Genomic DNA, 25,501 nt, shown 5'->3' with positions numbered 1-25,501 from the left:
AACAACTTTAAAAGCCTAGCCATTCTTTTGCCCATAAAATGGCCTTTGTGCGAGATTTCACACCTATTTTACTGTAAATCCCTGTTAAATATATACGAATAGTTCCCTCTGTCAGCTGTAATTGATGAGCAATCTCCTTATTAGAAGCACCTTCTGCAAGTAATTTTAGAACATCTTTTTCTCTTGCAGTAAAGTTAGCAAAAAATTCATCTTCTGAGCTGTCATTCTGCAATAGTTTATTTACATATGCTAATGGCACTGACTTAAATGTATCTCCCTTTCTATGCTGACGTATACGCCAGTATTTATTTAGTAATGGCCAGATAGAATCCTCTTCTATAAATGTACGGTAATAACCATATACAACTCCATGCTCAAGGGCATCGTGTAATCCAGTTAAAGCGAAATCCTCTTTACCAAGTGAAAAATGACAAATGGCTTCTAGCAGACCCGCTTCAATAAGCGTAACGATTTGCTTCTCCTGAATTGCTCCTTCTTTTAAACGAATAGCAATTTGCAATGCTTCCTCTAGTTGATTTTTAGCATATAGGATTTTACCTTGAACTAATAAATAAAAGGGATTTCTTGATGCAATTCTATAATTGATAAAATCCGTCACTCTAAAAAATTCCTGTTGCGCATATGAAATATTACCTTCCAATAAATAAGATTGTGCTTTCATAACATAGAGCATACCGACCCAATAAGGTTTATCGGTTTCCTTCATAGCTTCTATCAATAACATATGTGCTTCTTCGAATTGTTTTTTAGTCATATAAATACGTGCCTTTAACAAGTACATTGGTATAAATAATCCTGGATCTTGAAAATGTAAACCATATTGTAAACCGATTTCTAACTCTTTACTTGCCCTATCTAAATCATTTATTTCATACAAAATTTCAGCTAGTAATCCATAGGTAACCCCTGTAATATTTCGCTCCCTTATTTCACTTTCATTCAACACGTGAATCAATTCATCCATTTTTTCTACTGATAAGAATTTTCCTTTTGCTCCTACAAAGGTACGTAAAATTCTAGGCTCAAATTGATTATATTTTAAAGAAATACGATATAAAGAGGACTTATTTTTTCTTACATTTACGCGTGTCTGTAAACCTATTTTTGCTTTTTCAAGATCTCCATCTTCCATATAACCTATATAAGCATTGATAATTTCGAAAATTTTTGTTACAGCAATAAATTGAAAACCATCCATCCATTTCAACTTATTTTGTTTAAAAAGTAGTTCCTCTATGATTTTATTTGCTTGATCCATTTCATGGGTTGAAAATAGTGTAGTAATATATAAGACAAGCAAATTAATATCTACTGTAAACTGAGCACTCCTTAATTTCTGTATCCACTCCCCAAATAATAGAGTATGTCCCTCGGCAAATATTTCGACTAAATATTTTTGAATCCATTCATGTGCAAGCTTGTATAATTCGCCATTTAAAGCAAGCTCAATTGCCGCTACATAGTCTTCTCTTTGACATAAATTAGTGGCTGCATCGTAATAAATAGAGGTAATCATTTCATTGGATTGTTGCCTTTGAAATTCTACCTGTAGAGCATGCCTAAATAAAGTATGGTAACGATAAACGGGTGGATGAGCTTGTACTTGTTCAATAAACAAACAATTTTTCTCCAGCTCTGAGAATGTAGTTAAACTATCTAATCCGTTTGTGATATATGCACAAACATTGGGATCTAAGTAGTTTAAAATGGAAGTTCGTAGTAGAAAGTCCTGCAATACTTGAGGTAATATTAAAAGAATTTCTTGTATGAAGTACTCATGTATATATGAACTAGCTTTGGCTAAAATTTCTTCACTACTAAGATTACCTATCATTCCACCTGTTGATAGCTTTATCAGTTGGATACCTGCTATCCAGCCCCCTGTTGTCTTTAATAAAGGCTTTAGCGTATCCTTCTGTTCATCATTAGTAACAGAATTAAAGAAAGATTGTAGCTCTTCTAAATCAAAACATAATTGACCCATCCCCACTTCTAGTATCCAACCCTTTACACGCCATTTTGCTAGTGGAAGTTCTAAATTAGTTCGCGTCGTTATATAGATCCGTGCATTGGCTGGTAAATATTCAATAAGTCGATTGAAAATTTGATGAATTTGAGGGTTGTGGATTTCTTGAAAATTATCAAAAACAATATGAATATTTTCTTTATATGTATCCAAATCGTTTAACAGTGTATCTATAATTGTTTCAAAGGGGGGTGTTTCATCTAGTATATTGTTTAACTTTTTTTCTACATTCAATATGCTAAAAGATAATGTATGTATTAAGTACCTTAAAAATCGTACAGGATCATTGTCATTCTGATCGATTGTAAACCATGCTACCGATTTATCAATATGCTTCAACCATAGGCTTAAGAGTGTTGTTTTTCCATATCCTGCTGGTGCCTTTATTATGGTTAGTTTCTTCATTCTACTGTTAGATAAAATAGAAAATAATTTCTTCCTCTCTATTACATCAGGCACTGTACGTGGAATTGTTACTTTTGATTTTACCCATACCATGTCCATCACCTTGTCTCCCTTCTTCATTCATTAGTTCTATATATTTTGAATTTTTCCTGCAATTTAATTTTTCTACTCATTCACTTCATCCAAAAGAGCATACTTATTTTAGAAGGATAAAGCAAACCACTTCACTTTTTTTATTCCTAGCGTTAGAATACTAATATCTTATTTTCCTATAGGAAACTTTATTTCATTGATGATACTTTTTGAAACGAGGGAACAATATGGTTTACAAACGAGTCACAAAATCGTCAGCAGAGGCGGTTTTAGATGGAGATATAAAAGGTTGGCGAAGATTTTTACCATTTTTAGGACCTGCTTTCATTGCAGCAGTCGCCTATATCGATCCTGGTAATTTTGCTACAAATATTACAGCAGGCTCTCAATACGGCTACCTACTACTTTGGGTTATAGCCTTTTCTAATTTAATGGCTGTGTTAATTCAGTCTCTGTCTGCCAAGCTTGGGATTGCGACAGGAAAAAATTTACCTGAAGTCGCACGCGAGCATTTTTCTAAAAAAACTTCTATCTTTTTGTGGATACAGGCAGAATTGGTCATCATTGCCACTGACCTCGCGGAATTTATCGGAGCAGCATTAGGGCTTTATTTACTTTTCAATATCCCAATGCTTCCCGCCGCATTAATTACAGCAGTGGGTTCATTTGCTATTTTAGAGCTGCAAAGAAGAGGATTTAGAGCCTTTGAAGCAGGTATTTCTGGCATGGTTTTAATTGTTGTATTGGCATTTGCCTTTCAAACATTTTTAGCGCAGCCAGCATGGGGCGATGTAGCGATCGGCATGTTCACGCCACACTTTGAAGGTGTAGATTCACTATTATTAGCAACAGGTATTTTAGGTGCAACCGTTATGCCTCATGCTATTTACTTACATTCCTCTTTAACACAAAGTCGTATTATTGGTCGGAATGAGGCAGAAAAAAAACGTATTTTCCGTTTTGAATTTATCGATATTATCATCGCTATGATTATTGCTGGTGCCATCAATATGAGTATGCTCATAATTGCCGCAGCAGTATTCCATACCCAAGGCGTTGTAGTTGAAGATTTAGATGTTGCTTATAATGGCTTAAAAGATGCGCTCGGCCCACTGGCTGCCATTTCCTTTGGTCTTGGTTTACTTATTGCAGGGCTTGCTAGTTCCTCTGTAGGGACTTTAGCCGGTGACGTAGTGATGCAGGGCTTCATTCAAAGAAAAATACCTCTTTATTTACGTAGAGCGATTACCATGGTGCCACCACTTGCAATCATTGCCTCTGGTGTGAATGCTACCTATGCTTTGGTTCTTAGCCAGGTTGTTTTATCATTTGGTATTTCCTTTGCACTTGTCCCTCTTGTTATGTTTACAAGTAAACGAGACATCATGGGAAGCCTAGTTAATCACCGTATTACAACTGTTTTAGGTTGGTTTGTCGTAGTCATTGTTGTTACGTTAAACATTTACTTACTGTGGGAAACAATTTTTGGATAACAAAAAGCCAGGTACTCTAGGAATGAGCACCTGGTATTTTTTTGATTAAACATCCACCTTTTCGATATTTCTAATGGCTAAATAAGCAATACCCAGTCCCACGATTGCTAAAGTAATTGGAATAATAATTATATCGTTTAAAGTAAAGTTACCTGAATTTGACGAAGTTACAGACACAATTATAATAGATGAAATGATAGTTGTCGGTATAGAGTATTTTCTCATCCCAAAATACAATGGGATTAAAGCTATGCCTGAGGCAGCTATCGCATTCATCAATACAGAAGGTATATGCTGAATAATTAAAGAACTTGATAGTACATCTGGAATTAATTCATATCGATCGCTTACGACACAAAAAATGGCTGTAATAAGAGCATTGGAGATAATGATCATACTGAAAGTAAATAGCATGATAATAGCAAGCTTTGCGACCATTAATTTCTTTCTACTTATCGGATACATAAAGGCTAATGTAATGGTTTTAAATTTATATTCTCCGATGATTAACTTAGCTATTAACGTAGAAGCAAAAATAATAAAAACTGCTCTTACAAATGAATCAATGACACTTAAAGCAACCTTGTAATTTTCAAGCCCTGGATCTCCTTCTACTTTAGAAATAAATAAAATCATAAACAGAAACCCGAGAATGACTAAATTAGCAATGATAGCTCCTCTAACATATGATCCTAAATGGAATTTTTTCATTTCTAAACGCATTAAATTAAGCATGAACAACGCCTCCATTGATTAGCTTTAAGAAATAATCCTCTAATGAACTTGTTTTTTTACTAATCTCTTCAATCTCAACGTCATGTTCAATTAATGCTCTTGATAGGCTTTGTTGGGATACAGTTGAGTCGTATATACGTATAGAGTTATCATCCATCAGCTTAAAATTAGTAATGTTTAATTCGTTTTCAATAATAAACGCTGCCTTTTTCCCATCACTTACGATCACTTCGGTATAATTGACCTGATCACGATTAATAGTATCCATTGCTACCTCAGTGATGAGCCTTCCATTCTTAATAACACCTATTGTATCGACCAATTGTTCTATTTCAGCCAAAATATGACTTGAGATAATAATGGTTATGCCGTACTCCTTACAAAGCATCTTGAAAAGCTCTCTTAACTCCTTTATTCCTACTGGGTCCAATCCATTAATTGGTTCGTCTAATATAAGTAACTCTGGCTTTGTAATAATGGCCCTTGCGATGCCTAATCTCTGCTTCATCCCTAGAGAAAAATCTTTAACCTGCTTATTCTCTGTATTCGTTAACTTTACTAAGTTAAGAACATGTGTAATTTCTTTCTTATCATAATAACCCATGTATTCACAATGTAATTCTAGGGTCTCACTAGCCGTTAATTTTTCATAAAAAATAGGATATTCAATAATTGTCCCCATTCTTTTTAGTATTTCATAGGATTTGTCGGTCAATTTCTCCCCTAATATTTCTACATCTCCACTTGTAGGCTTCGTTAGATTAGTTAGCATCTTCATAACAGTGGTTTTACCTGCACCATTGGGACCTAAAAATCCATAAATCTCTCCCTTCTTAACGTTCATATTGACAGCAGAAACAACTTCCTTTCCATCGTACACTTTCGTAAGCTGATTTGTTTTTACAATGTATGTCATGTAATTCGCTCCCTCAATTGTGACTAGCTTCATTATAAAAAATGAAACTCTCTATTTTATTACTGCATTCTTACAAATTTCTTAAGTAAAAAAGCCTGCAAAGCATTGAAGCTCTACAAGCACAACTGGATTCAATACATCATTCGTTTTAGCGAAATGGTAAAAGTAGTTTTTTCATTAGGAATACTCGATAACCGGATGGAGCCATTCATTATTTCTACTAGCCGCTTTGTAATCGTTAGTCCCAAACCACTGCCTTGAAAAGATTTATTTCGAGAATCCTCAAGTGTATACATCCTTTCAAATACGCTATCAATATGATATTCATCAATACCCTTGCCACAATCCCACACATCAATATCAATATTGGCTTCTTCATGTCTTACAGTAATTCCAATTACATTGCCATCTGCTCCATATGCAATAGCATTAGACAGTAGATTGTTTAGCACTCTATTTAATGCTTCTTCATTACCAAGGGCATACATGGGGCTTGCAGGAATATCAATATTAATATCTAATCCCATTGAAGTAACCAGATCGTAAAAAGACAAAATATTTTTACGGCATATTTCACTGACATTGATTTTAGTGATTGGGTAATCTGTATCTCCAGCCTCTAATTTCGCCAAGTCAAAAAATGTATGGATAATTTTTAACACTTCTAATGTTTTAGCATGTACACCTGTAAGTAATCGTTGGCGTTCTTCGTCACTCATCGCATTTTGAAGTTGAAGCATTTCAATATAGCCAAGTACAACGGTTAAAGGTGTTTTAAGATCATGCGAAATATTGGCCAACATCTTTTTCATGGAATTTTCCATTTTTCGATGTGTAGCCTGGATTTTTTGATGTTGATCTAGCAACGTATTCAGTTTAATAAGTAACTGTTGAATTTCTGAATTTGTAGTTGTTACTAGAATCTTTTCATACGTCTGTTCATTCACAATTACGTGTAGTTTACTATGAATGTATTGGATAGCGCGTTCTTGTTCCCTCTTGACTTTCCATTGAAAAATTAGGACCCCGATTAGCAATACAATTATTATTAATAGAAATATCATCATATTTTTATCCCTCAAACTTATAGCCGATTCCCCATAGAGTTTTAATATACTGAGGATTTGATGGATCATCTTCTATTTTTTCACGTAGTCTTCTAATATGTACATTTATAATATTTTCATCTCCGTAATAGGCATCTTTCCATATCATCTGATAAATTTGCTCTTTGGTAAAAACCCTGTGACGATTTGTCACAAACAATTTTAAAATGGAAAATTCCTTTGATGTCAGCTTTATCTCTTGTCCGCTCTTTGTTATTGAGAAATTAACGATATCTATCTTTAAATTATCAATTTTGAGGACCTCTTGCTTTTGTTCAGCTTGACTAGAGTATTTCGTAGCTCTTCTGATAACAGCCTTTACACGTGCTGAAAATTCCAGCATAGAAAAGGGTTTAGCAATATAATCATCTGCCCCCAATCCTAAGCCCAATGCTTTATCAACATCACTGTCTTTTGCAGACATAATAATGATAGGAAGTGCTGCCTGCTCTCTAATAATCTTTAATACTTCCAAACCATTTAATTTAGGAATCATAATATCTAAGATGACCAAATCAAAGGTATTTTGCAAACAATTATGTAATGCCTCTTCGCCATTAGTCGCTGTTGTGACATTGAAACCTTCCATCGTTAAGTAATTATCAACCATTTCACGAATGGCTTCATCGTCTTCTACCAGTAAAATATGTTTTTGCACTATCATGCACCTCTCCTATCAAAACCCAATTTCCATATGTATATTACATTACCATATTTATGATGTTTGATTAGAGAGATTTTGTTTATGAGTGTTGAAAAAAGAACTGCCTCATAAACCATCGCTCTTAGGTTTACAGAACAGCTCTATTATTTAATCTTCAACTTTTAAATCACAATCTTTAAGTGGAAGCATTTTTGTTTTGTGCTTTATTTTATAGCCCAACCATAATGCTAAAAATAATGGAATCCCAATATACGAAACAAGGATACCGTACCAATCAATCTTATCGCCTGTAAAGGCTGTGTAATTTTGTCCAATGACTACAATCATACAAACTGTAAAAGCAAATAGTGGTCCAAACGGATATAATTTGGCTTTATAAGGTAATAACTTTGGATCTAAGCCCTGTGCATCAAACGCTCGGCGGAAACGATAATGACTAAACGCAATACCTAGCCATGCAATAAAGCCAGACATTCCAGAAGCATTTAATAGCCAGATATAAACCACTCCATCGCCAAAGAAGGATGCCAAAAATGCTAAACAGCCTACAGCTAATGTTGCCATAAGTGCATAAATCGGAATACCTCTACGACTTAGCTTTGCAAAAAATTTAGGAGCATGTCCATCCACTGCTAATTGCCATAGCATACGAGAAGATGCATATAGTCCTGAATTTCCTGCTGACAGCATAGCCGTTAAAATAATGGCATTCATTAAAGAAGCAGCAAAGGCAATACCTAGACGGTCAAACACTAGTGTAAATGGTGATACTGCGATATCTTCTGATAACAAACGTTCGTCTGTAAATGGAATCAACATCCCGATTGCACCAATCGCTAAAATATAAAACAAAAGAATACGCCAAAATACAGATTTAACAGCCTTCGGAATATTTTTACCAGGATTATCTGTTTCACCAGCTGTAATTCCTAGTAATTCTGTCCCTTGGAATGAAAATCCTGCAGCTAGGAAAATACCAAATGTAGCAAGGAAGCCACCATGGAATGGCCCATCACTAACAAAGAAATTAGTAAAACCTACAGGAGCCTGCCCACCTAAAATACCAAAAATCATTAGTAAGCTAATGATAATAAAAACAATAACCGTTGCTACTTTAATCATGGCAAACCAATATTCACTTTCACCATAACTTTTTACGGATAGTAAATTAAACGTCAATACAACAGCAATAAATAATACTGTCCAAAGTGCTGATGAGCTATCTGGGAACCAATATTTCATAATTAATGACACAGCAGCAATTTCGGCAGCTATGGTGATTGCCCAGTTATACCAGTAGTTCCAGCCTAATGCAAAGCCCAAAGCGGGATCTACAAATTTGGTTGCATACGTACTAAATGAACCTGATGATGGCATATAGGCAGCCATTTCCCCTAAGCTTGTCATTAAAAAATACACCATAATACCGATTAAAGCATAGGCAAGCAAAGCTCCCCCAGGCCCTGCCTGAGCAATAGCACCTCCACTGGCTAAAAATAGCCCCGTACCAATTGTACCGCCTAAAGAAATCATTGTAATATGACGGCTTTTTAATTCTTTTTTCAGCTTCGGCGCTTTATGTCCGAGCTGATTTACTTTTATTTCACTCACGATATAGCTTCCTTCCTATTTATGAGGCAAAAAAATGCCATCACATATACACTGTGATGGCTACGTTAATCCTCAGTTTTTCCTACATGATAGCTCAACACGTTGTACAAACGTGACAGTTCTGTTCCTTTCGGAGACAGCCCCAGCATGAGGTTTTCAAGTCCCCTCACACTTCGGCAATATTTCCTTTCAGCTAATCTCATCAATGCTTGTCATTTCAATTAGCATACTTATAAATATCGCGACCTCTACCTCAATACAAACATGAGGCATATAATTATTAAATTTATGATGTTTATTATACTAACATAAGACCATAGACATTTCAATACCGTAAGAAATGTTCCGTATTTTATGAATCTTCTACTATTTTTAATAGTGTGATAAAGTGTGATAGTAGTTCAATTAGAATGGTTATTATTAGGGGGGATTTATTTTGACTACAAATGATCATACCACTAGTTATCCAAGTAAAAAAATTAGCTGGAAAGGAACAACCTTACTTTTAGTCTTTGGCGTTATCTTTATAGCCTCTACATTACGAATGCCACTAACTGTTGTTGGTCCAATTATATCCTTTATCCGTGAAGATCTTGGAATATCTAATGTATTGGCAGGCTTTCTAACAACAATTCCATTGCTGGCTTTTGCTATTATATCTCCATTTGCACCAGTTGTAGCACGCAAACTAGGGCTTGAGCTAACATTATTTTTATCAACTTTTCTCTTGGCCTTAGGAATTGTCCTACGTTCACTTGGTACGACAGAATTACTTCTATTGGGTACTGTGTTAATTGGCGTAGCCATTTCTTTTGGAAATGTACTAATTCCAGGATTATTAAAATTAAAATTTCCATATCATGTGGGTTTATTAATGGCCTTTTTCACCATGTCCATGAATTTTACTGCTGGCCTTGGAGCTGGTATTAGCTATCCGATAGCTAATTCATCGTTAGGCTGGCAAGGTGCGCTTTCCATTGCACTCATACTCGTTCTAATTACAATCCTAATTTGGATACCTCAACTAAAGTCAAATTACCCAGAACCAGTTACTACATCTAAAAAGACCAGTACACCTTTATGGAAATCACCTGTTACTTGGGCTGTCACAGGGGCAATGGGTTTACAGTCTTTATTATTCTATACAACAGCAGCGTGGATACCTGAGATCTATATTGCTCAAGGTTTAGCGCCTGATAAAGCTGGCTGGATGTTTTCAATCATGCAATTCTCACAAGTACCAATGGCTTTGGCAGTGCCTATTATTGCAGGTAAAATTACTTCTCAACGCCCACTTGTATTGATGTTTACATCCTTCTATTTAGTAGGCTTTGTTGGAGTTGTCATGGAATGGACAAGTCTTGGGGTCCTGTGGATGGTTCTTCTAGGGTTAGCAGGTGGTTCTTCATTCGCCCTAGCAATGATGTTCTTCACTCTCCGTACTCGTACTGCATTTGAAGCAGCAGATTTATCAGGCTTTGCACAATCTTTGGGTTATTTATTTGCCGCAATTGGTCCTATTCTTTTTGGCTACTTGCATGATTTATTTGGTGGTTGGAATATTGCGGGATGGCTCTTTGTCGTTGTGGCAATTTTACTCTTCTTTTGCTCAATGAGAGCTTCTAAGGATGAATATGTGCATTAAAATTAAATAAAGCAGGTGGTTCAGCTTCCTCCATCTGCTTTTTTTCTATATAGTGTTTACACATTACTTAATTGTCGAGTTGCTGGATTAATGTTAGCAATTCAGCAAGGCATTCTGATGCTTCATTATTACGAGCTGTTATAGTAGAAAAAATAGGAACAGCCTCTTGTAAAAGCAAATAACTATAATAGTAATAGCCTACAAAAGCTTGCTTTCCATAGCCCTTTGGCGTTTCTTCCTCCCACTCCTGCTCATCATTGTCCTCATTTTCTACCCATAAATAGTTGACGTCTAATAGCTCCTGCATATTTTTAACAGTATTGACTGGGTCGAGATAATCTTTCGTAATAGCATGTGCCACAGCTAAATATAATTGTATTTCTTGTAAGGAGACAAACTCCAATTTTTTACTAGTAAGCTTTTTTAACAGGACAAGCAAAACCCATGGTGTCACCTGCCACAGTGTACCTTGATGTTCGATTAATTCAGCTAGTTGTGTGTATTGCTCCTGTTCTATCAGCTTAGGAATGGCTGTACCTCTACCATAAGGTGTCGTCAATTGTCTTCAGGGGATATTGGGAATTTGCTGATCTAACATAGTAAGCCCTCTCTCATCAAAAGTGTTGAAAGTAAACAATTCCTTTACACTAATAGCATGGTTTTTGATAAAAATAATTTGGTGTATGATATATATTTACATAGGGTTTATGGAATATGTGAGTTGTGGCAGGGGAAAGTGGTGGGATTAACCATGTCCAGTTGCCAGTAACTTCTCTTCCTGTTGATTTTTCAGCCTCCTCAAACAATCTAAACTGCTGAGCTGCTGTATGATGATCAACAATGCTCACACCCTCTTCTTTAAATGAGTGAAGAACAGCAATATTAAGTTCTACTAAAGCGCGATCACGCCAAAGAGACGCTTGTTTGGTTGTATCAAGATTAAAAATCTCTGCAATTGCAGGTAACATATTATAACGATCATGATCTGCTAAATTTCGTGCACCAATCTCTGTTCCCATATACCAGCCGTTAAATGGAGCTGCTTGAAAATCAATTCCAGCCATTTGAAAACGCATACTCGAAATAATAGGTACAGCATACCACTTCATTCCTAATTTCTCCACATCGATTGACTCTGGATGGCGGATTGAAACCTCTACTACATTTTCTTCAGGAATTACAAACATTTGAGGAGCACGATCATCCACCTGTATAACGATTGGTAGTACATCAAAATCAGTTCCTTTACCTTTCCATCCTAACGACTCACACACTTTTGTAAATTTAGTGGACTGCGAATCTCCAATAATGCCTGCCTCTGTTTCATAGCCTGCATAACGAATTAGTTGATGATTCCAAATCCGTACTCTATCTGAAGCAAACACTGTTATAGTTGGACGGATTTTCCCATGATTTGTCGCATAATCAATATGTTCTAGTAATTTTTGAAAAATAGCCTTTTCATCTAAAACATCACGTGCATCTACTACATGCAGTGACTGCCAAAACAGACGTCCAATACACTTATTGCTATTTCGCCATGCCACCCGTGCGCCAAAAACTAGCTCCTCTGTTGTTGGGTGATATTCACCTGCATCCTTAACTGCCTGTAATCTATTCTTTAACCAAAATTCTGATTCATTTTGTTCTGTCTGATATAGACTTAAAAATTGCTGTATCTCCTGTATATTCATATCGATTCCTCCACTTATCCTCATATTAGAGGAACAAAACCACAAGCACCACGAAAATAGTAATTGAAAAAACATACATATTTTATATATGAAATAGTTTGTTCAAATTTACTCTATAGACTCTCTTTCTTAAGAGAATGTAAGGGAGAGGGATCCTAACTATTGTAAAAAGTCTACATTAATCATGTAACCTTCATAGTGTTGTAGCAAAGCAATCAATAGAATTTTTTGTGAAAGATAAAAGTCTTTCCATTTTAGGCTACTTACATGCTGCTGACGCTTGGCTTTCACGCTGCGGTTAGCCTCTTTCTGGCTAACCCCGGCAATCAAGTAGTCTTCCTCATTTATCCCACAAATAAATTGAAGGTGTTCACTTATGGATGGCTGTTGTAACTGATTCCCTACTCCACATTGAAAATAAGAGCTTATCTCCTCTAAGCATACCGATAATGGGCTTTTTGATCGCTATGCTACTATGAAAAAAGTAAAGTAAAGACACTTTGCAGAAAAGTTAATTGTAGTGGAGCCAGCGTCACAGATGAGACCCTGGAGCAAACGTAAATGAGTGAAGTGGCTCATCGGACGCCCTCTGGAAAGGAAACTGGCGGAACGGAAATCAACCTCTTACCTTGCTAATAGGTGTCTTTTTCTGCTAGTGATCTTTTCTCAACAACATGAAAAAGGAGAATAGAAAAAAGCATGTAACACACATCTGTGCTACATGCTTGATGACCCGTACGGGATTCGAACCCGTGTTACCGCCGTGAAAGGGCGGTGTCTTAACCACTTGACCAACGGGCCGTGGCTCCGAAGGCAGGACTCGAACCTGCGACAACCTGATTAACAGTCAGGTGCTACTACCAACTGAGCTACTTCGGAATAATGATGGGCCTAAATGGACTCGAACCATCGACCTCACGCTTATCAGGCGTGCGCTCTAACCAGCTGAGCTATAGGCCCATTTTGGAGCGGGTGATGAGAATCGAACTCACGACATCAGCTTGGAAGGCTGAGGTTTTACCATTAAACTACACCCGCAATAATGGTGGGTCAGGACGGAATCGAACCGCCGACACTTAGAGCTTCAATCTAATGCTCTACCAACTGAGCTACTGACCCGAAAAATGGAGGAGGTAGAGGGATTCGAACCCCCGCGCGGTGTTACCCGCCTGTCGGTTTTCAAGACCGATCCCTTCAGCCAGACTTGGGTATACCTCCAAAAATATTACAATGGTGGAGCCTAGCGGGATCGAACCGCTGACCTCCTGCGTGCAAGGCAGGCGCTCTCCCAGCTGAGCTAAGGCCCCATTTATCATGAAAGATGGTCGGAATGACAGGATTCGAACCTACGACCCCTTGGTCCCAAACCAAGTGCTCTACCAAGCTGAGCTACATTCCGTAAACATGATTTTATTGGCGCGCCCGACAGGAGTCGAACCCATAACCTTCTGATCCGTAGTCAGACGCTCTATCCAATTGAGCTACGGGCGCATGCTAATTAAAAAATGATGAGCCATGAAGGACTCGAACCTTCGACCCTCTGATTAAAAGTCAGATGCTCTACCAACTGAGCTAATGGCTCATGAAATTAAAAATGGCTGGGGTACTAGGATTCGAACCTAGGCATGACGGAATCAAAATCCGTTGCCTTACCGCTTGGCTATACCCCAATTTTAAAATGGGGCGACTGATGGGAATCGAACCCACGAATGTCGGAACCACAATCCGATGCGTTAACCACTTCGCCACAATCGCCACTATATAAATTATATTAGCTGTATTATGAACGAGTACCTCAATACCTGGCAGGGGCAGTAGGAATCGAACCCACACCAAAGGTTTTGGAGACCTCTATTCTACCGTTGAACTATGCCCCTAAAATGGTGGAGGGGGACGGATTCGAACCGCCGAACCCTAAGGAGCGGATTTACAGTCCGCCGCGTTTAGCCACTTCGCTACCCCTCCAAGGGAATGGTGCCGGCGATAGGAGTCGAACCCACGACCTACTGATTACAAGTCAGTTGCTCTACCAACTGAGCTACACCGGCAATAATAATGGCGGTCCCGACCGGGATCGAACCGGCGATCTCCTGCGTGACAGGCAGGCATGTTAACCGCTACACCACGGGACCAAAATGGTGGAGGATGACGGGCTCGAACCGCCGACCCCCTGCTTGTAAGGCAGGTGCTCTCCCAGCTGAGCTAATCCTCCACAAAAAATAAGCGAAGCGACGTCCTACTCTCACAGGGGGAAGCCCCCAACTACCATCGGCGCTAAAGAGCTTAACTTCCGTGTTCGGTATGGGAACGGGTGTGACCTCTTTGCCATCATCACTTCACTTATTCAGCTGAAAGACTTATTCTTTCAAAACTGGATAAACGATACATTGAATGTTTCAAACTTTTTTGGTTAAGTCCTCGATCGATTAGTATTCGTCAGCTCCATGTGTCACCACACTTCCACCTCGAACCTATCTACCTCATCGTCTTTGAGGGATCTTACTTACTTGCGTAATGGGAAATCTCATCTTGAGGGGGGCTTCATGCTTAGATGCTTTCAGCACTTATCCCGTCCACACATAGCTACCCAGCGATGCCTTTGGCAAGACAACTGGTACACCAGCGGTGTGTCCATCCCGGTCCTCTCGTACTAAGGACAGCTCCTCTCAAATTTCCTACGCCCACGACGGATAGGGACCGAACTGTCTCACGACGTTCTGAACCCAGCTCGCGTACCGCTTTAATGGGCGAACAGCCCAACCCTTGGGACCGACTACAGCCCCAGGATGCGATGAGCCGACATCGAGGTGCCAAACCTCCCCGTCGATGTGGACTCTTGGGGGAGATAAGCCTGTTATCCCCGGGGTAGCTTTTATCCGTTGAGCGATGGCCCTTCCATGCGGAACCACCGGATCACTAAGCCCGTCTTTCGACCCTGCTCGACTTGTAGGTCTCGCAGTCAAGCTCCCTTGTGCCTTTACACTCTACGAATGATTTCCAACCATTCTGAGGGAACCTTTGGGCGCCTCCGTTACCTTTTAGGAGGCGACCGCCCCAGTCAAACTGTCCGCCTGACACTGTCTCCTGCCCCGCTAAGGGGCATGGGTTAGAATTTCAATACAACCAGGGTAGTATCCCACCGACGCCTCCTTCGAAGCTGGCGCTCCGAGATCTCTGGCTCCTACCTATCCTGTACAAGTTGTACCAAAATTCAATATCAGGCTACAGTAAAGCTCCACGGGGTCTTTCCGTCCTGTCGCGGGTAACCTGCATCTTCACAGGTACTATAATTTCACCGAGTCTCTCGTTGAGACAGTGCCCAGATCGTTACGCCTTTCGTGCGGGTCGGAACTTACCCGACAAGGAATTTCGCTACCTTAGGACCGTTATAGTTACGGCCGCCGTTTACTGGGGCTTCAATTCGCAGCTTCGCTTGCGCTAACCACTCCTCTTAACCTTCCAGCACCGGGCAGGCGTCAGCCCCTATACGTCACCTTACGGTTTTGCAGAGACCTGTGTTTTTGCTAAACAGTCGCCTGGGCCTATTCACTGCGGCTCTCATGCGCTTGCACGCTCAAGAGCACCCCTTCTCCCGAAGTTACGGGGTCATTTTGCCGAGTTCCTTAACGAGAGTTCTCTCGCACACCTTAGGATTCTCTCCTCGACTACCTGTGTCGGTTTGCGGTACGGGCACCTCTCACCTCGATAGAGGCTTTTCTTGGCAGTGTGAAATCAGGAACTTCGTCCATACGGACTCGCCATCACAGCTCAACGTTACAGTGTGCGGATTTGCCTACACACACGCCTTACTGCTTGGACGCGCACAACCAACGGCGCGCTTACCCTATCCTACTGCGTCCCCCCATTTCTCAAACGGTGAGGAGGTGGTACAGGAATATCAACCTGTTGTCCATCGCCTACGCCTATCGGCCTCGGCTTAGGTCCCGACTAACCCTGAGCGGACGAGCCTTCCTCAGGAAACCTTAGTCATACGGTGGACGGGATTCTCACCCGTCTTTCGCTACTCATACCGGCATTCTCACTTCTAAGCGCTCCACCAGTCCTTCCGGTCTGACTTCAACGCACTTAGAACGCTCTCCTACCACTGACATCGTAGATGTCAATCCACAGCTTCGGTGAATCGTTTAGCCCCGATACATTTTCGGCGCAGCGTCACTCGACCAGTGAGCTATTACGCACTCTTTAAATGATGGCTGCTTCTAAGCCAACATCCTGGTTGTCTGTGCAACGCCACATCCTTTTCCACTTAACGATTACTTTGGGACCTTAGCTGGTGGTCTGGGCTGTTTCCCTTTTGACTACGGATCTTATCACTCGCAGTCTGACTCCCGTGTATAAATATCTGGCATTCGGAGTTTGTCTGAATTCGGTAAACCGGGATGGCCCCCTAGTCCAAACAGTGCTCTACCTCCAGTATTCTCATCACGAGGCTAGCCCTAAAGCTATTTCGGAGAGAACCAGCTATCTCCAAGTTCGATTGGAATTTCTCCGCTACCCACACCTCATCCCCGCACTTTTCAACGTGCGTGGGTTCGGGCCTCCAGTAAGTGTTACCTCACCTTCACCCTGGACATGGGTAGATCACCTGGTTTCGGGTCTACGACCACGTACTATTTCGCCCTATTCAGACTCGCTTTCGCTGCGGCTCCGCCTTCTAAAGCTTAACCTCGCACGTAATCGTAACTCGCCGGTTCATTCTACAAAAGGCACGCTATCACCCATTAACGGGCTCTAACTACTTGTAGGCACACGGTTTCAGGATCTCTTTCACTCCCCTTCCGGGGTGCTTTTCACCTTTCCCTCACGGTACTGGTTCACTATCGGTCACTAGGTAGTATTTAGCCTTGGGAGATGGTCCTCCCGGATTCCGACGGAATTTCACGTGTTCCGCCGTACTCAGGATCCACTCAGGAGAGAACGAACTTTCGACTACAGGGCTTTTACCTGCTCTGGCGGACCTTTCCAAGTCGCTTCATCTAACTCGCTCTTTTGTAACTCCGTATTGAGTGTCCTACAACCCCAAGAGGCAAGCCTCTTGGTTTGGGCTCTTCCCGTTTCGCTCGCCGCTACTCAGGGAATCGATTTTTCTTTCTCTTCCTCCAGGTACTTAGATGTTTCAGTTCCCTGGGTCTGCCTTCAAGACGCTATGTATTCACGTCAAGATACTACGCGATTAAACGTAGTGGGTTCCCCCATTCGGAAATCTCCGGATCAAAGCTCACTTACAGCTCCCCGAAGCATATCGGTGTTAGTGCCGTCCTTCTTCGGCTCCTAGTGCCAAGGCATTCGCCGTGCGCCCTTAATAACTTAACCAAGTTATTAAGCCTATAAAAAACTTAAAAAATAAATGTGTTTGTTACAATTTCAATGTCGTTTTATCCAGTTTTCAAAGAACAAGTTTTGAAGTGTTTCATTCAGATAGAATGAACCTTCAAAACTGAACGCAAAACGTAATCGTACAAACCCAAGGTTTGTATTCCGAAATAATCCTTAGAAAGGAGGTGATCCAGCCGCACCTTCCGATACGGCTACCTTGTTACGACTTCACCCCAATCATCTATCCCACCTTCGGCGGCTGGCTCCAAAAGGTTACCTCACCGACTTCGGGTGTTACAAACTCTCGTGGTGTGACGGGCGGTGTGTACAAGGCCCGGGAACGTATTCACCGCGGCATGCTGATCCGCGATTACTAGCGATTCCGGCTTCATGTAGGCGAGTTGCAGCCTACAATCCGAACTGAGAACGACTTTATCGGATTAGCTCCCTCTCGCGAGTTGGCAACCGTTTGTATCGTCCATTGTAGCACGTGTGTAGCCCAGGTCATAAGGGGCATGATGATTTGACGTCATCCCCACCTTCCTCCGGTTTGTCACCGGCAGTCACCTTAGAGTGCCCAACTAAATGATGGCAACTAAGATCAAGGGTTGCGCTCGTTGCGGGACTTAACCCAACATCTCACGACACGAGCTGACGACAACCATGCACCACCTGTCACCGTTGCCCCCGAAGGGGAAACTATATCTCTACAGTGGTCAACGGGATGTCAAGACCTGGTAAGGTTCTTCGCGTTGCTTCGAATTAAACCACATGCTCCACCGCTTGTGCGGGCCCCCGTCAATTCCTTTGAGTTTCAGTCTTGCGACCGTACTCCCCAGGCGGAGTGCTTAATGCGTTAGCTGCAGCACTAAGGGGCGGAAACCCCCTAACACTTAGCACTCATCGTTTACGGCGTGGACTACCAGGGTATCTAATCCTGTTTGCTCCCCACGCTTTCGCGCCTCAGCGTCAGTTACAGACCAGAAAGTCGCCTTCGCCACTGGTGTTCCTCCAAATCTCTACGCATTTCACCGCTACACTTGGAATTCCACTTTCCTCTTCTGCACTCAAGTCCCCCAGTTTCCAATGACCCTCCACGGTTGAGCCGTGGGCTTTCACATCAGACTTAAAGGACCGCCTGCGCGCGCTTTACGCCCAATAATTCCGGACAACGCTTGCCACCTACGTATTACCGCGGCTGCTGGCACGTAGTTAGCCGTGGCTTTCTAATAAGGTACCGTCAAGGTACAGCCAGTTACTACTGTACTTGTTCTTCCCTTACAACAGAGTTTTACGATCCGAAAACCTTCTTCACTCACGCGGCGTTGCTCCATCAGGCTTTCGCCCATTGTGGAAGATTCCCTACTGCTGCCTCCCGTAGGAGTCTGGGCCGTGTCTCAGTCCCAGTGTGGCCGATCACCCTCTCAGGTCGGCTACGCATCGTCGCCTTGGTGAGCCGTTACCTCACCAACTAGCTAATGCGCCGCGGGCCCATCCTATAGCGACAGCCGAAACCGTCTTTCAGTCCTTCACCATGAAGTAAAGGAGGTTATTCGGTATTAGCCCCGGTTTCCCGGAGTTATCCCAAACTATAGGGTAGGTTGCCCACGTGTTACTCACCCGTCCGCCGCTAACGTCAAAGGAGCAAGCTCCTTTTCTGTTCGCTCGACTTGCATGTATTAGGCACGCCGCCAGCGTTCGTCCTGAGCCAGGATCAAACTCTCCATAAAAGAAATTTGATTAGCTCAAATTGTTTTGCTGGCATCATGTTTGATGTCCAAAATTGTGTTTCGTTCACTAGCTAAACTAGTTACTTAAAACTTTATTGATTACGTTTTGCTTGTTCAGTTTTCAAGGTTCATGTTTTGCTTTATTTTAGCGTGTCACCCTGGCGACTTGTATAATACTACACCCTTATTTTTAAAAGGTCAACACTTTTTAATAAAAAACTTTAATTTTTTTATTATCAAAGTAAAACTTCCTATATTAATAACTACCAAATCTATTCACAAGCTAGCTCAATGTTAGACCATGAACTAGAAAATAATTTTATCATAATTTCCTACAAAAAAATAATAGATCTTTAAAAAAACAAAAAACTCGGTAAAGAAACCGAGTTTTTAAAATGGGAAAAAGAACGGGATGGCTATCATCATCACAATAAACATAACAAGTTGTAACGGAACCCCTATTCTTACGAAATCCATAAATTTATAGCCCCCCGCCGTCATTACCAGTGCATTCGTAGGGGAAGCAATTGGCGTAGCAAATGCCATACTTGCTGCAACTGCGACTGCAATCATAAATGTTGTGGGACTAACTTCCATTGCAATGGCTGCACTCATGGCAATGGGTGCAAACAATACAGCAGTTGCCGTATTACTAATAAATTGACCAAAAACAGCTGTCAAAATATAAACTCCTATGAGTACGCCGTATGGTCCGAAACCACCTAAAGCATTAATAATACCATCAGATAAAATGGTCATGCCCCCTGTTTTTTCTAACGCTGTTGCCATTGGTAACATGGCAGCCACTAGCACAATACTTTCAAAATTCATATTGCTATAGGCATCTTCCATGTTTCTCAAGCAACCTGTTAAAATCATAAGTACAGCACCAATCATCACAGAAATGACAGCAGGGAAAATTTCAAATGCCATCAAAATAATCATGAATAACATAATAATCCCGGCAATTCCAGCTTTGCCTGTAGCCGCTGCCACACTTGCGTGTTCTTTCGGCTGTCCGACAACCACGACATCTTGCGTTTCTCTTGCTAACAAAAGTATTTCATCCCATGCTCCCTGTACTAATATTGCGTCTCCAAATTTTAATTTGTGAGATACCATATCCTGAAGCTTGTAACCACCCTTACGATTAATACCAATGATATTTAGATTGTATTTTTCCCGGAATCCAAGGGAACTAACCGTTTCATTGATAAAGCTCGAATTGGGGGTAAGCAATACCTCAGCAATACCCAGATGCTTCGATACCAATTCATCGGCTTCTCCTTCAACTAATCCTTGCATCTCAAGATGATAGTCCTCAACAAAACGACGGATATCCTCTATTTCTCCTTGAACATATAACTCATCCATGGCATGAATGACACTAGTTGGTCCTGCCATTTCTTGATAAGTCATCGGTAGTAAATTAATGCCCTCCTGTGATTTCCGATGAATTTTCATCATACAAAGCATATACTTAGCTGGTAGTTTTAATTCCGCTAACGATGTTTCAATAATAGGTGACGCCTCAGGAACGGAGATTTTAAATAGACGATTATTTAAATCATATTGCTTAATAATTTTTTTTGGTGAAAGTTTATAACCTTCATTGGTCTGTGTACGGTTTTGATCCTTTGGTAATAAAATATTTCTTACAATTACTAAGTAGATAATGCCAGCAATCATCCCCACGATACCAATAGGAGTTACTTCAAAAAAGCCAAGTTTGTTATAGCCTCGATCAACCAATAACTGACTGACAATTAAATTGGTTGGGGATGCAATCAGTGTCATCAAACCAGAAAGACTTGCTACATAGGAGAGTGGTAGTAGAAATTTAGAAGGGCTAATTTTCATACTAATTGCTATACTTACAACGATTGGCATCATTAAGGCGACAGTACCCGTATTACTCATAAATGCACCAACCGATCCTACAATAATAAGTAGTAGCACAAATAACTTCAGCTCACTATTGCCTGACCATTTTAGTAAGAGTTGGCCCGCCATGCCTGCCAGGCCCGTACGTAGGATCCCTGCACCCACGACAAATAACCCTGCAATCATTAAAACTACAGAGTTTGAAAAACCAGCTAATGCCTCCGCGGGCGTCAAAATATCCATAATGACAAATGCTAAAAGTGACACAATTGCTACAAGATCTGCTCGTATTTTATTGGTCACAAATGCGAAAATTGTTGCTCCTAAAATAAGAAATGTTAATGTAAGCTGCACATTCATGAATTCCTTTCTAACATTAATCATTATTAAAAATTGACAGCAAAAAATTTGTACCCATTACTATTTTTATTATAGCTTACCCTGAGCTCTATATGATAAAATTCACCATCTTTTCAAAATTAAAATAAGTGTGGTAGTATCCACACTTATAATGATAGCTACTCTATTTTATTTTTGATAAAGATTATGTTCTTTAATATAGTTGTAACAAGCAGTAGGCAAGAGGTATCTTGGTTCTCCCCCCATTGCAAATTCTTCTCGAATATAGGTAGAGCTAATTTCCATCGCTAGCCCTTTATCTATAAGATGGAATCTTCCATCATCATTATTTCTTAAAATTGGAGAACGACTAATGGTTGATAGCATATCGATGCCATGTCGTGCCATTACAATAAATTTATTCTCCGCTACTAATGCGTCGCCCTTTTTCCATAAACCTGCACCAATATCCACTAGTAAATCAGCACCCATAATAAAATGGACCTCATCCTCCGGGTTCTTCACTCTAAAGTATTTCATGGTGTCATATGTGTAAATATTCCAGCCTTCTTGATCCATCTCATAGGAATCTGCAATAAAACGATCGTCCTTAGCAATAGCTAACTGAAGCATATTCCAACGATGTGTATCTGCTGTTTTTATGGTTTTATCTTTGCGTTTATTTGAACAAGGCAAAAAAATAACCTTATCTAACTTACATCGATGTGCCACAGTGCTTGCTGTCCAAAGATGGACATTGGTAATAGGATCAAATGATGAACCATAAATGCCTATTCTCGCCATCGTCTCTACCCCCTAGCAGTTGACTTTTAAATACGTTGTGAAATCTTTTCTTTTATTGCCTGTATGCTTGCCAGTTTATTGTCCCAACATGCTTGACTTAAATCGACTGGATATTCTTCCGGATTCATTGTTCGTTTATACTCACACCACAATAAATGTAAGTTTTCCTGTACATATTTTTGTATTTCTTGAATAGTTGGCTCCTCATAAACAATATTTCCATTTTCTATAATACTTTCATGTAACTCTTTTGCCGTAAAATTTGTAACAAATTTACTAATATACGTATGAATAGGGTGGAACATTTTCAATCTTTCTTCTTGCTGGATATTTTCCTCATCTAACGCTATATAGTCTCCCTCAGCATGACCATTCTCCGCATTAATAATACGGTAAACACGTTTACGTCCAGGTGTAGTCACTTTTTCAGGATTTGCTGAAATTTTAATGGTATCAATCAGTTCTCCACTTTCGTTTTCTATCGAAACTAATTTGTATACTCCACCAAGAGCTGCTTGATCATAGGCTGTAATCAGCTTAGTTCCGATTCCCCAAGCATCAATTTGCGCCCCTTGTGACTTTAAATGCATAATTGTATATTCATCCAAATCATTCGAAGCCATAATTTTAGCTGCTGTAAATCCTGCATCATCTAGCATTTTCCTCGCCTGTTTTGAGAGATAGGCTAAATCTCCACTGTCTAAACGGATACCAATAAAATTAATTTGATTCCCTAACTCCTTTGCTACGCGGATAGCATTAGGAACACCAGAACGTAGTGTGTCATAAGTATCTACTAGGAAAACACAGTCTTTATGGGCTGCTGCATATTTTTTAAACGCTGTATATTCATCTCGATAGGTTTGAATCATCGCATGGGCATGTGTTCCTGACACAGGAATACCGAATAATTTTCCTGCTCTTACATTGCTTGTTGCAGAGAATCCACCTATATAAGCAGCACGAGTTCCCCAAATAGCAGCATCAAATTCGTGTGCGCGGCGGGTTCCAAATTCCATTACCACATCCTCACCCGTCACTTGTTTGATACGTGAAGCTTTTGTCGCAATCAGGGTTTGGTAATTAACGATATTTAACAACGGCGTTTCAATTAATTGAGCCTCTGCTAATGGTGCTTCAATTCTCAGGATAGGCTCGTTAGCAAAGACCAGTTCTCCCTCTCTCATCCCCTTAATTGTCCCTGTAAATTTAAGTTCTTTTAGATATTCAAGAAATTCCTCGGGATACTTCCCCTCTTCTCGTAAATATTGAATATCGCTTTGAGAGAAACCAAAGTTATTAATAAACTCAATCACTTTTTTCAATCCAGCGAAAACTCCATAGCCATTGCCAAATGGAAGCTTTCTAAAATATAGTTCGAAAACAGCTTTACGTTGATGAACACCATCTTGCCAATAAGTTTGAACCATATTAATTTGGTATAGGTCCGTGTGTAACATGAAACTATCATCTACATATTTCACATTTTCCCCTCCATTCATGTTAAATAATAGTGGCACCTAGAGTATGCTCGAAATGATTTAACGCCCACTCATGTCCAGCTTGATTAAAGGAGGCGACAGCATTTTTATGAATAACGATATCGAACCCTTTATTATAAGCATCTACTGCTGTATGAAGAACACAAATATCTGTACAAACGCCGATTAAATGCAGCTCAGTAATTCCTCTTTCACGCAATTTCAATTCTAAATCTGTTCCTGCAAAAGCAGAATAACGCGTTTTATCAATGTAATAGACGAAATCTTGGTCTTTATTTTCTTCATATAATGAGTTTAATGCACCATATAACTCTCTACCTTCTGTATGACGAATATTATGAGGTGGGAATAGCTTTGTTTCTGGATGATAAACATCTCCCTTTTCATGAACATCTATCGCAAATACTGTAAAATCCCCGCTCTTAATAAACTCCTTTGTTAAATCAACATTTGCATGTTCGAGCAGTTGCCCAGGCTCTCCACAAGTAAGAGCCCCATCCGTCGCAACGAAATCCACTGTATAATCAATATTAATTAATGCACGCTTTTTCATCATTTCATCCCTCCATTTTTTAATTAGTAATACTTAAATTACAAATTACTTTCTTTAAAATAAACAGGAAAGACGGATCTTTCCTAATGATAGATAGACTCTACCATTTCGAAATCATTAAATGTATAGAGCTGGGAAGGCCGAAACGAATTTCTTTTTGTTTTCTTCGGTTTTCCTTCTTCATCCAATGCTTTTTCGATAAATGGTAATTTAGGTGCTTTTGTAAAGAATACGGAATCGTTAGAGATTCGTGGATCTTCTCCAACTGTTAGAAGTACTCGTTGCAATTCGGACAATGTAAACTCTTGTGGTAAAAAGTTTTTGGCAACAGTTGTTTGTATCATATCCCTTTTAATAAAATGCAACGCATCGGAAATGATTTTTCGATGATCGAAAGCTAATGGAAGCGTAAATACACTTTCTATATCGAACAATTCTACATCATCTGCATCATCATTCGCTTGTCGTTGCTCAATATATGTCTCAGGAACAATGGCATAAAATGCATTCGAAATCATCCAACCACGTGGATCTCGATCAATCTCATCATAAACACCAAAATGTTGAACATGTAAACCTTCTACATTTGTTTCTTCTTTTAATTCTCTCTTTGCTGCAATAAAGGCAGTTTCTTTTTGATTTGCATCTACAAAGCCACCAGGAAGCGCCCATTTCCCTCCTTCAATATTGGGATTTCCTTCAGCATCCTTAGTAGCACGCTTAATTAACATAATCTTTAGCGTCATGTTTGGCGGTGCTTTTTCCTCTGTTTTCTCTGAGGTAATTGTAAAAATAGCAATATCTGCGGTATATCCATCAGGTGTTAGATATTTTGAAGAATCATAATGTGCAAGCACTTCATCTTCGGTACGAAACTTTTTCATTGTATAACCCCTTCTATAATTACAAGGTTTAAGTAATTTGTAATTCTATAATTACTATT

The 25,501-nt window shown here is 40.0% G+C and carries 16 protein-coding genes, 17 tRNA genes, 3 rRNA genes and 1 riboswitch; of the genes, 2 read left to right on the top strand and 34 right to left on the bottom strand.

Annotated elements, in window-relative coordinates; all coding sequences use genetic code 11:
- Positions 1–7: 7 nt before the first annotated feature.
- Positions 8–2,551, bottom strand: coding sequence for a winged helix-turn-helix domain-containing protein (locus NP781_RS24045; protein WP_257520994.1), 2,544 nt, complete (start codon positions 2,549–2,551; stop codon positions 8–10).
- A gap of 221 nt (positions 2,552–2,772) precedes the next feature.
- On the opposite strand from NP781_RS24045, the gene NP781_RS24040 reads away from it, so the two are divergent.
- A complete protein-coding gene (locus NP781_RS24040; RefSeq protein WP_257520993.1) occupies positions 2,773–4,038 on the top strand; it encodes an Nramp family divalent metal transporter in 1,266 nt (421 codons plus the stop codon).
- Between the two features lie 45 nt (positions 4,039–4,083).
- Here NP781_RS24040 and NP781_RS24035 read toward each other — a convergent pair whose 3' ends face one another.
- The 5 genes from NP781_RS24035 to NP781_RS24015 all read right to left on the bottom strand — a co-directional run bounded on the left by NP781_RS24035 (position 4,084) and on the right by NP781_RS24015 (position 9,070).
- Positions 4,084–4,773, bottom strand: a complete 690-nt coding sequence (locus tag NP781_RS24035) for an ABC transporter permease (RefSeq protein WP_257520992.1) — start codon at positions 4,771–4,773, stop codon at positions 4,084–4,086.
- Positions 4,766–5,689, bottom strand: a complete 924-nt coding sequence (locus NP781_RS24030) for an ABC transporter ATP-binding protein (protein WP_257520991.1) — start codon at positions 5,687–5,689, stop codon at positions 4,766–4,768. Before NP781_RS24030 ends, NP781_RS24035 begins: the two co-directional genes overlap by 8 nt.
- A gap of 131 nt (positions 5,690–5,820) precedes the next feature.
- On the bottom strand, positions 5,821–6,756 hold the full coding sequence (locus NP781_RS24025) for a sensor histidine kinase (protein ID WP_257520990.1): 936 nt from the start codon (positions 6,754–6,756) through the stop codon (positions 5,821–5,823).
- Between the two features lie 4 nt (positions 6,757–6,760).
- Positions 6,761–7,453 (bottom strand): response regulator transcription factor, encoded by a 693-nt coding sequence (locus NP781_RS24020; RefSeq protein ID WP_306829059.1) that lies wholly within the window; start codon positions 7,451–7,453, stop codon positions 6,761–6,763.
- A 153-nt stretch (positions 7,454–7,606) separates the two neighbouring features.
- On the bottom strand, positions 7,607–9,070 hold the full coding sequence (locus tag NP781_RS24015) for an amino acid permease (protein WP_257520988.1): 1,464 nt from the start codon (positions 9,068–9,070) through the stop codon (positions 7,607–7,609).
- A gap of 82 nt (positions 9,071–9,152) precedes the next feature.
- Positions 9,153–9,329: riboswitch (Lysine riboswitch) on the bottom strand.
- Positions 9,330–9,506: 177 nt separating this feature from the next.
- On the opposite strand from NP781_RS24015, the gene NP781_RS24010 reads away from it, so the two are divergent.
- The gene (locus NP781_RS24010) at positions 9,507–10,715 is read left to right on the top strand and encodes a CynX/NimT family MFS transporter (protein ID WP_257520987.1); all 1,209 of its coding nucleotides are present in this window, start codon (positions 9,507–9,509) and stop codon (positions 10,713–10,715) included.
- A 67-nt stretch (positions 10,716–10,782) separates the two neighbouring features.
- On the opposite strand, the gene NP781_RS24005 is transcribed toward NP781_RS24010, so the two are convergent.
- The 28 genes from NP781_RS24005 to NP781_RS23870 form a co-directional block, all read right to left on the bottom strand.
- Positions 10,783–11,274, bottom strand: coding sequence for a hypothetical protein (locus NP781_RS24005; protein ID WP_257520986.1), 492 nt, complete (start codon positions 11,272–11,274; stop codon positions 10,783–10,785).
- Between the two features lie 88 nt (positions 11,275–11,362).
- Positions 11,363–12,409 carry a nitric oxide synthase oxygenase gene (locus NP781_RS24000; protein ID WP_257520985.1) on the bottom strand — a complete coding sequence of 349 codons (1,047 nt, stop codon included), beginning with the start codon at positions 12,407–12,409 and terminating at the stop codon, positions 11,363–11,365.
- A 159-nt stretch (positions 12,410–12,568) separates the two neighbouring features.
- On the bottom strand, positions 12,569–12,739 hold the full coding sequence (locus NP781_RS23995) for a hypothetical protein (protein WP_257520984.1): 171 nt from the start codon (positions 12,737–12,739) through the stop codon (positions 12,569–12,571).
- A 399-nt stretch (positions 12,740–13,138) separates the two neighbouring features.
- Positions 13,139–13,210: transfer RNA gene (locus NP781_RS23990), tRNA-Glu, on the bottom strand.
- Between the two features lies 1 nt (position 13,211).
- Positions 13,212–13,288 (bottom strand) — tRNA-Asn (locus tag NP781_RS23985).
- Positions 13,289–13,295: 7 nt separating this feature from the next.
- Positions 13,296–13,369: transfer RNA gene (locus tag NP781_RS23980), tRNA-Ile, on the bottom strand.
- A 4-nt stretch (positions 13,370–13,373) separates the two neighbouring features.
- Positions 13,374–13,447 (bottom strand) — tRNA-Gly (locus NP781_RS23975).
- 5 nt (positions 13,448–13,452) lie between these two features.
- A tRNA-Phe gene (locus NP781_RS23970) sits at positions 13,453–13,528 on the bottom strand.
- A 6-nt stretch (positions 13,529–13,534) separates the two neighbouring features.
- Positions 13,535–13,627: transfer RNA gene (locus tag NP781_RS23965), tRNA-Ser, on the bottom strand.
- A gap of 13 nt (positions 13,628–13,640) precedes the next feature.
- Positions 13,641–13,716: transfer RNA gene (locus NP781_RS23960), tRNA-Ala, on the bottom strand.
- A 15-nt stretch (positions 13,717–13,731) separates the two neighbouring features.
- Positions 13,732–13,808, bottom strand: a tRNA-Pro gene (locus tag NP781_RS23955).
- 15 nt (positions 13,809–13,823) lie between these two features.
- A tRNA-Arg gene (locus NP781_RS23950) sits at positions 13,824–13,900 on the bottom strand.
- Positions 13,901–13,918: 18 nt separating this feature from the next.
- A tRNA-Lys gene (locus NP781_RS23945) sits at positions 13,919–13,991 on the bottom strand.
- 13 nt (positions 13,992–14,004) lie between these two features.
- Positions 14,005–14,079, bottom strand: a tRNA-Gln gene (locus tag NP781_RS23940).
- 9 nt (positions 14,080–14,088) lie between these two features.
- A tRNA-His gene (locus NP781_RS23935) sits at positions 14,089–14,164 on the bottom strand.
- A gap of 48 nt (positions 14,165–14,212) precedes the next feature.
- Positions 14,213–14,286 (bottom strand) — tRNA-Trp (locus tag NP781_RS23930).
- A gap of 4 nt (positions 14,287–14,290) precedes the next feature.
- A tRNA-Tyr gene (locus tag NP781_RS23925) sits at positions 14,291–14,374 on the bottom strand.
- A 7-nt stretch (positions 14,375–14,381) separates the two neighbouring features.
- Positions 14,382–14,457, bottom strand: a tRNA-Thr gene (locus NP781_RS23920).
- Positions 14,458–14,465: 8 nt separating this feature from the next.
- A tRNA-Asp gene (locus NP781_RS23915) sits at positions 14,466–14,541 on the bottom strand.
- A 4-nt stretch (positions 14,542–14,545) separates the two neighbouring features.
- Positions 14,546–14,621 (bottom strand) — tRNA-Val (locus NP781_RS23910).
- Between the two features lie 11 nt (positions 14,622–14,632).
- Positions 14,633–14,748, bottom strand: a 5S ribosomal RNA gene (rrf, locus tag NP781_RS23905).
- A 67-nt stretch (positions 14,749–14,815) separates the two neighbouring features.
- A 23S ribosomal RNA gene (locus NP781_RS23900) occupies positions 14,816–17,743 on the bottom strand.
- A gap of 181 nt (positions 17,744–17,924) precedes the next feature.
- Positions 17,925–19,476 (bottom strand): 16S ribosomal RNA (locus NP781_RS23895).
- The 16S, 23S and 5S rRNA genes sit together here with 17 tRNA genes alongside, the layout of an rRNA operon.
- Positions 19,477–19,866: 390 nt before the next feature.
- Entirely contained in the window at positions 19,867–21,720 is a 1,854-nt protein-coding gene (locus NP781_RS23890; protein ID WP_257520983.1) for an SLC13 family permease, read from the bottom strand.
- A gap of 168 nt (positions 21,721–21,888) precedes the next feature.
- Positions 21,889–22,503 carry a nicotinate-nucleotide adenylyltransferase gene (gene nadD, locus NP781_RS23885; protein WP_257520982.1) on the bottom strand — a complete coding sequence of 205 codons (615 nt, stop codon included), beginning with the start codon at positions 22,501–22,503 and terminating at the stop codon, positions 21,889–21,891.
- Between the two features lie 26 nt (positions 22,504–22,529).
- Positions 22,530–24,005, bottom strand: a complete 1,476-nt coding sequence (locus NP781_RS23880; protein WP_257520981.1) for a nicotinate phosphoribosyltransferase — start codon at positions 24,003–24,005, stop codon at positions 22,530–22,532.
- A 1-nt stretch (position 24,006) separates the two neighbouring features.
- A complete protein-coding gene (locus NP781_RS23875) occupies positions 24,007–24,561 on the bottom strand; it encodes a cysteine hydrolase family protein (protein ID WP_221681387.1) in 555 nt (184 codons plus the stop codon).
- Positions 24,562–24,641: 80 nt separating this feature from the next.
- Positions 24,642–25,442, bottom strand: coding sequence for an NUDIX hydrolase (locus NP781_RS23870; RefSeq protein WP_257520980.1), 801 nt, complete (start codon positions 25,440–25,442; stop codon positions 24,642–24,644).
- Positions 25,443–25,501 lie beyond the last annotated feature (59 nt).

Origin of the sequence: Lysinibacillus sp. FN11 (genome assembly GCF_024628845.1) — a bacterium.
In the GTDB taxonomy this organism is placed as follows: Bacteria; Bacillota; Bacilli; order Bacillales_A; family Planococcaceae; genus Lysinibacillus; species Lysinibacillus capsici.
The sequence above is the reverse complement of the archived record's forward strand: the minus strand, read 5'-3'. Positions and strand labels throughout refer to the sequence as shown.

Bases quoted from the DNA above. Each gene is read 5' to 3' on its own strand.
- NP781_RS23870 (WP_257520980.1), bottom strand. From the start codon at position 25,442: ATGAAAAAGTTTCGTACCGAAGATGAAGTGCTTGCACATTATGATTCT.
- nadD (WP_257520982.1), bottom strand. From the start codon at position 22,503: ATGGCGAGAATAGGCATTTATGGTTCATCATTTGATCCTATTACCAAT.
- NP781_RS24045 (WP_257520994.1), bottom strand. From the start codon at position 2,551: ATGGACATGGTATGGGTAAAATCAAAAGTAACAATTCCACGTACAGTG.
- NP781_RS23890 (WP_257520983.1), bottom strand. From the start codon at position 21,720: ATGAATGTGCAGCTTACATTAACATTTCTTATTTTAGGAGCAACAATT.
- NP781_RS24030 (WP_257520991.1), bottom strand. From the start codon at position 5,689: ATGACATACATTGTAAAAACAAATCAGCTTACGAAAGTGTACGATGGA.
- NP781_RS24025 (WP_257520990.1), bottom strand. From the start codon at position 6,756: ATGATGATATTTCTATTAATAATAATTGTATTGCTAATCGGGGTCCTA.
- NP781_RS24035 (WP_257520992.1), bottom strand. From the start codon at position 4,773: ATGCTTAATTTAATGCGTTTAGAAATGAAAAAATTCCATTTAGGATCA.
- NP781_RS23875 (WP_221681387.1), bottom strand. From the start codon at position 24,561: ATGATGAAAAAGCGTGCATTAATTAATATTGATTATACAGTGGATTTC.
- NP781_RS24040 (WP_257520993.1), top strand. From the start codon at position 2,773: ATGGTTTACAAACGAGTCACAAAATCGTCAGCAGAGGCGGTTTTAGAT.
- NP781_RS23880 (WP_257520981.1), bottom strand. From the start codon at position 24,005: ATGAATGGAGGGGAAAATGTGAAATATGTAGATGATAGTTTCATGTTA.
- NP781_RS24000 (WP_257520985.1), bottom strand. From the start codon at position 12,409: ATGAATATACAGGAGATACAGCAATTTTTAAGTCTATATCAGACAGAA.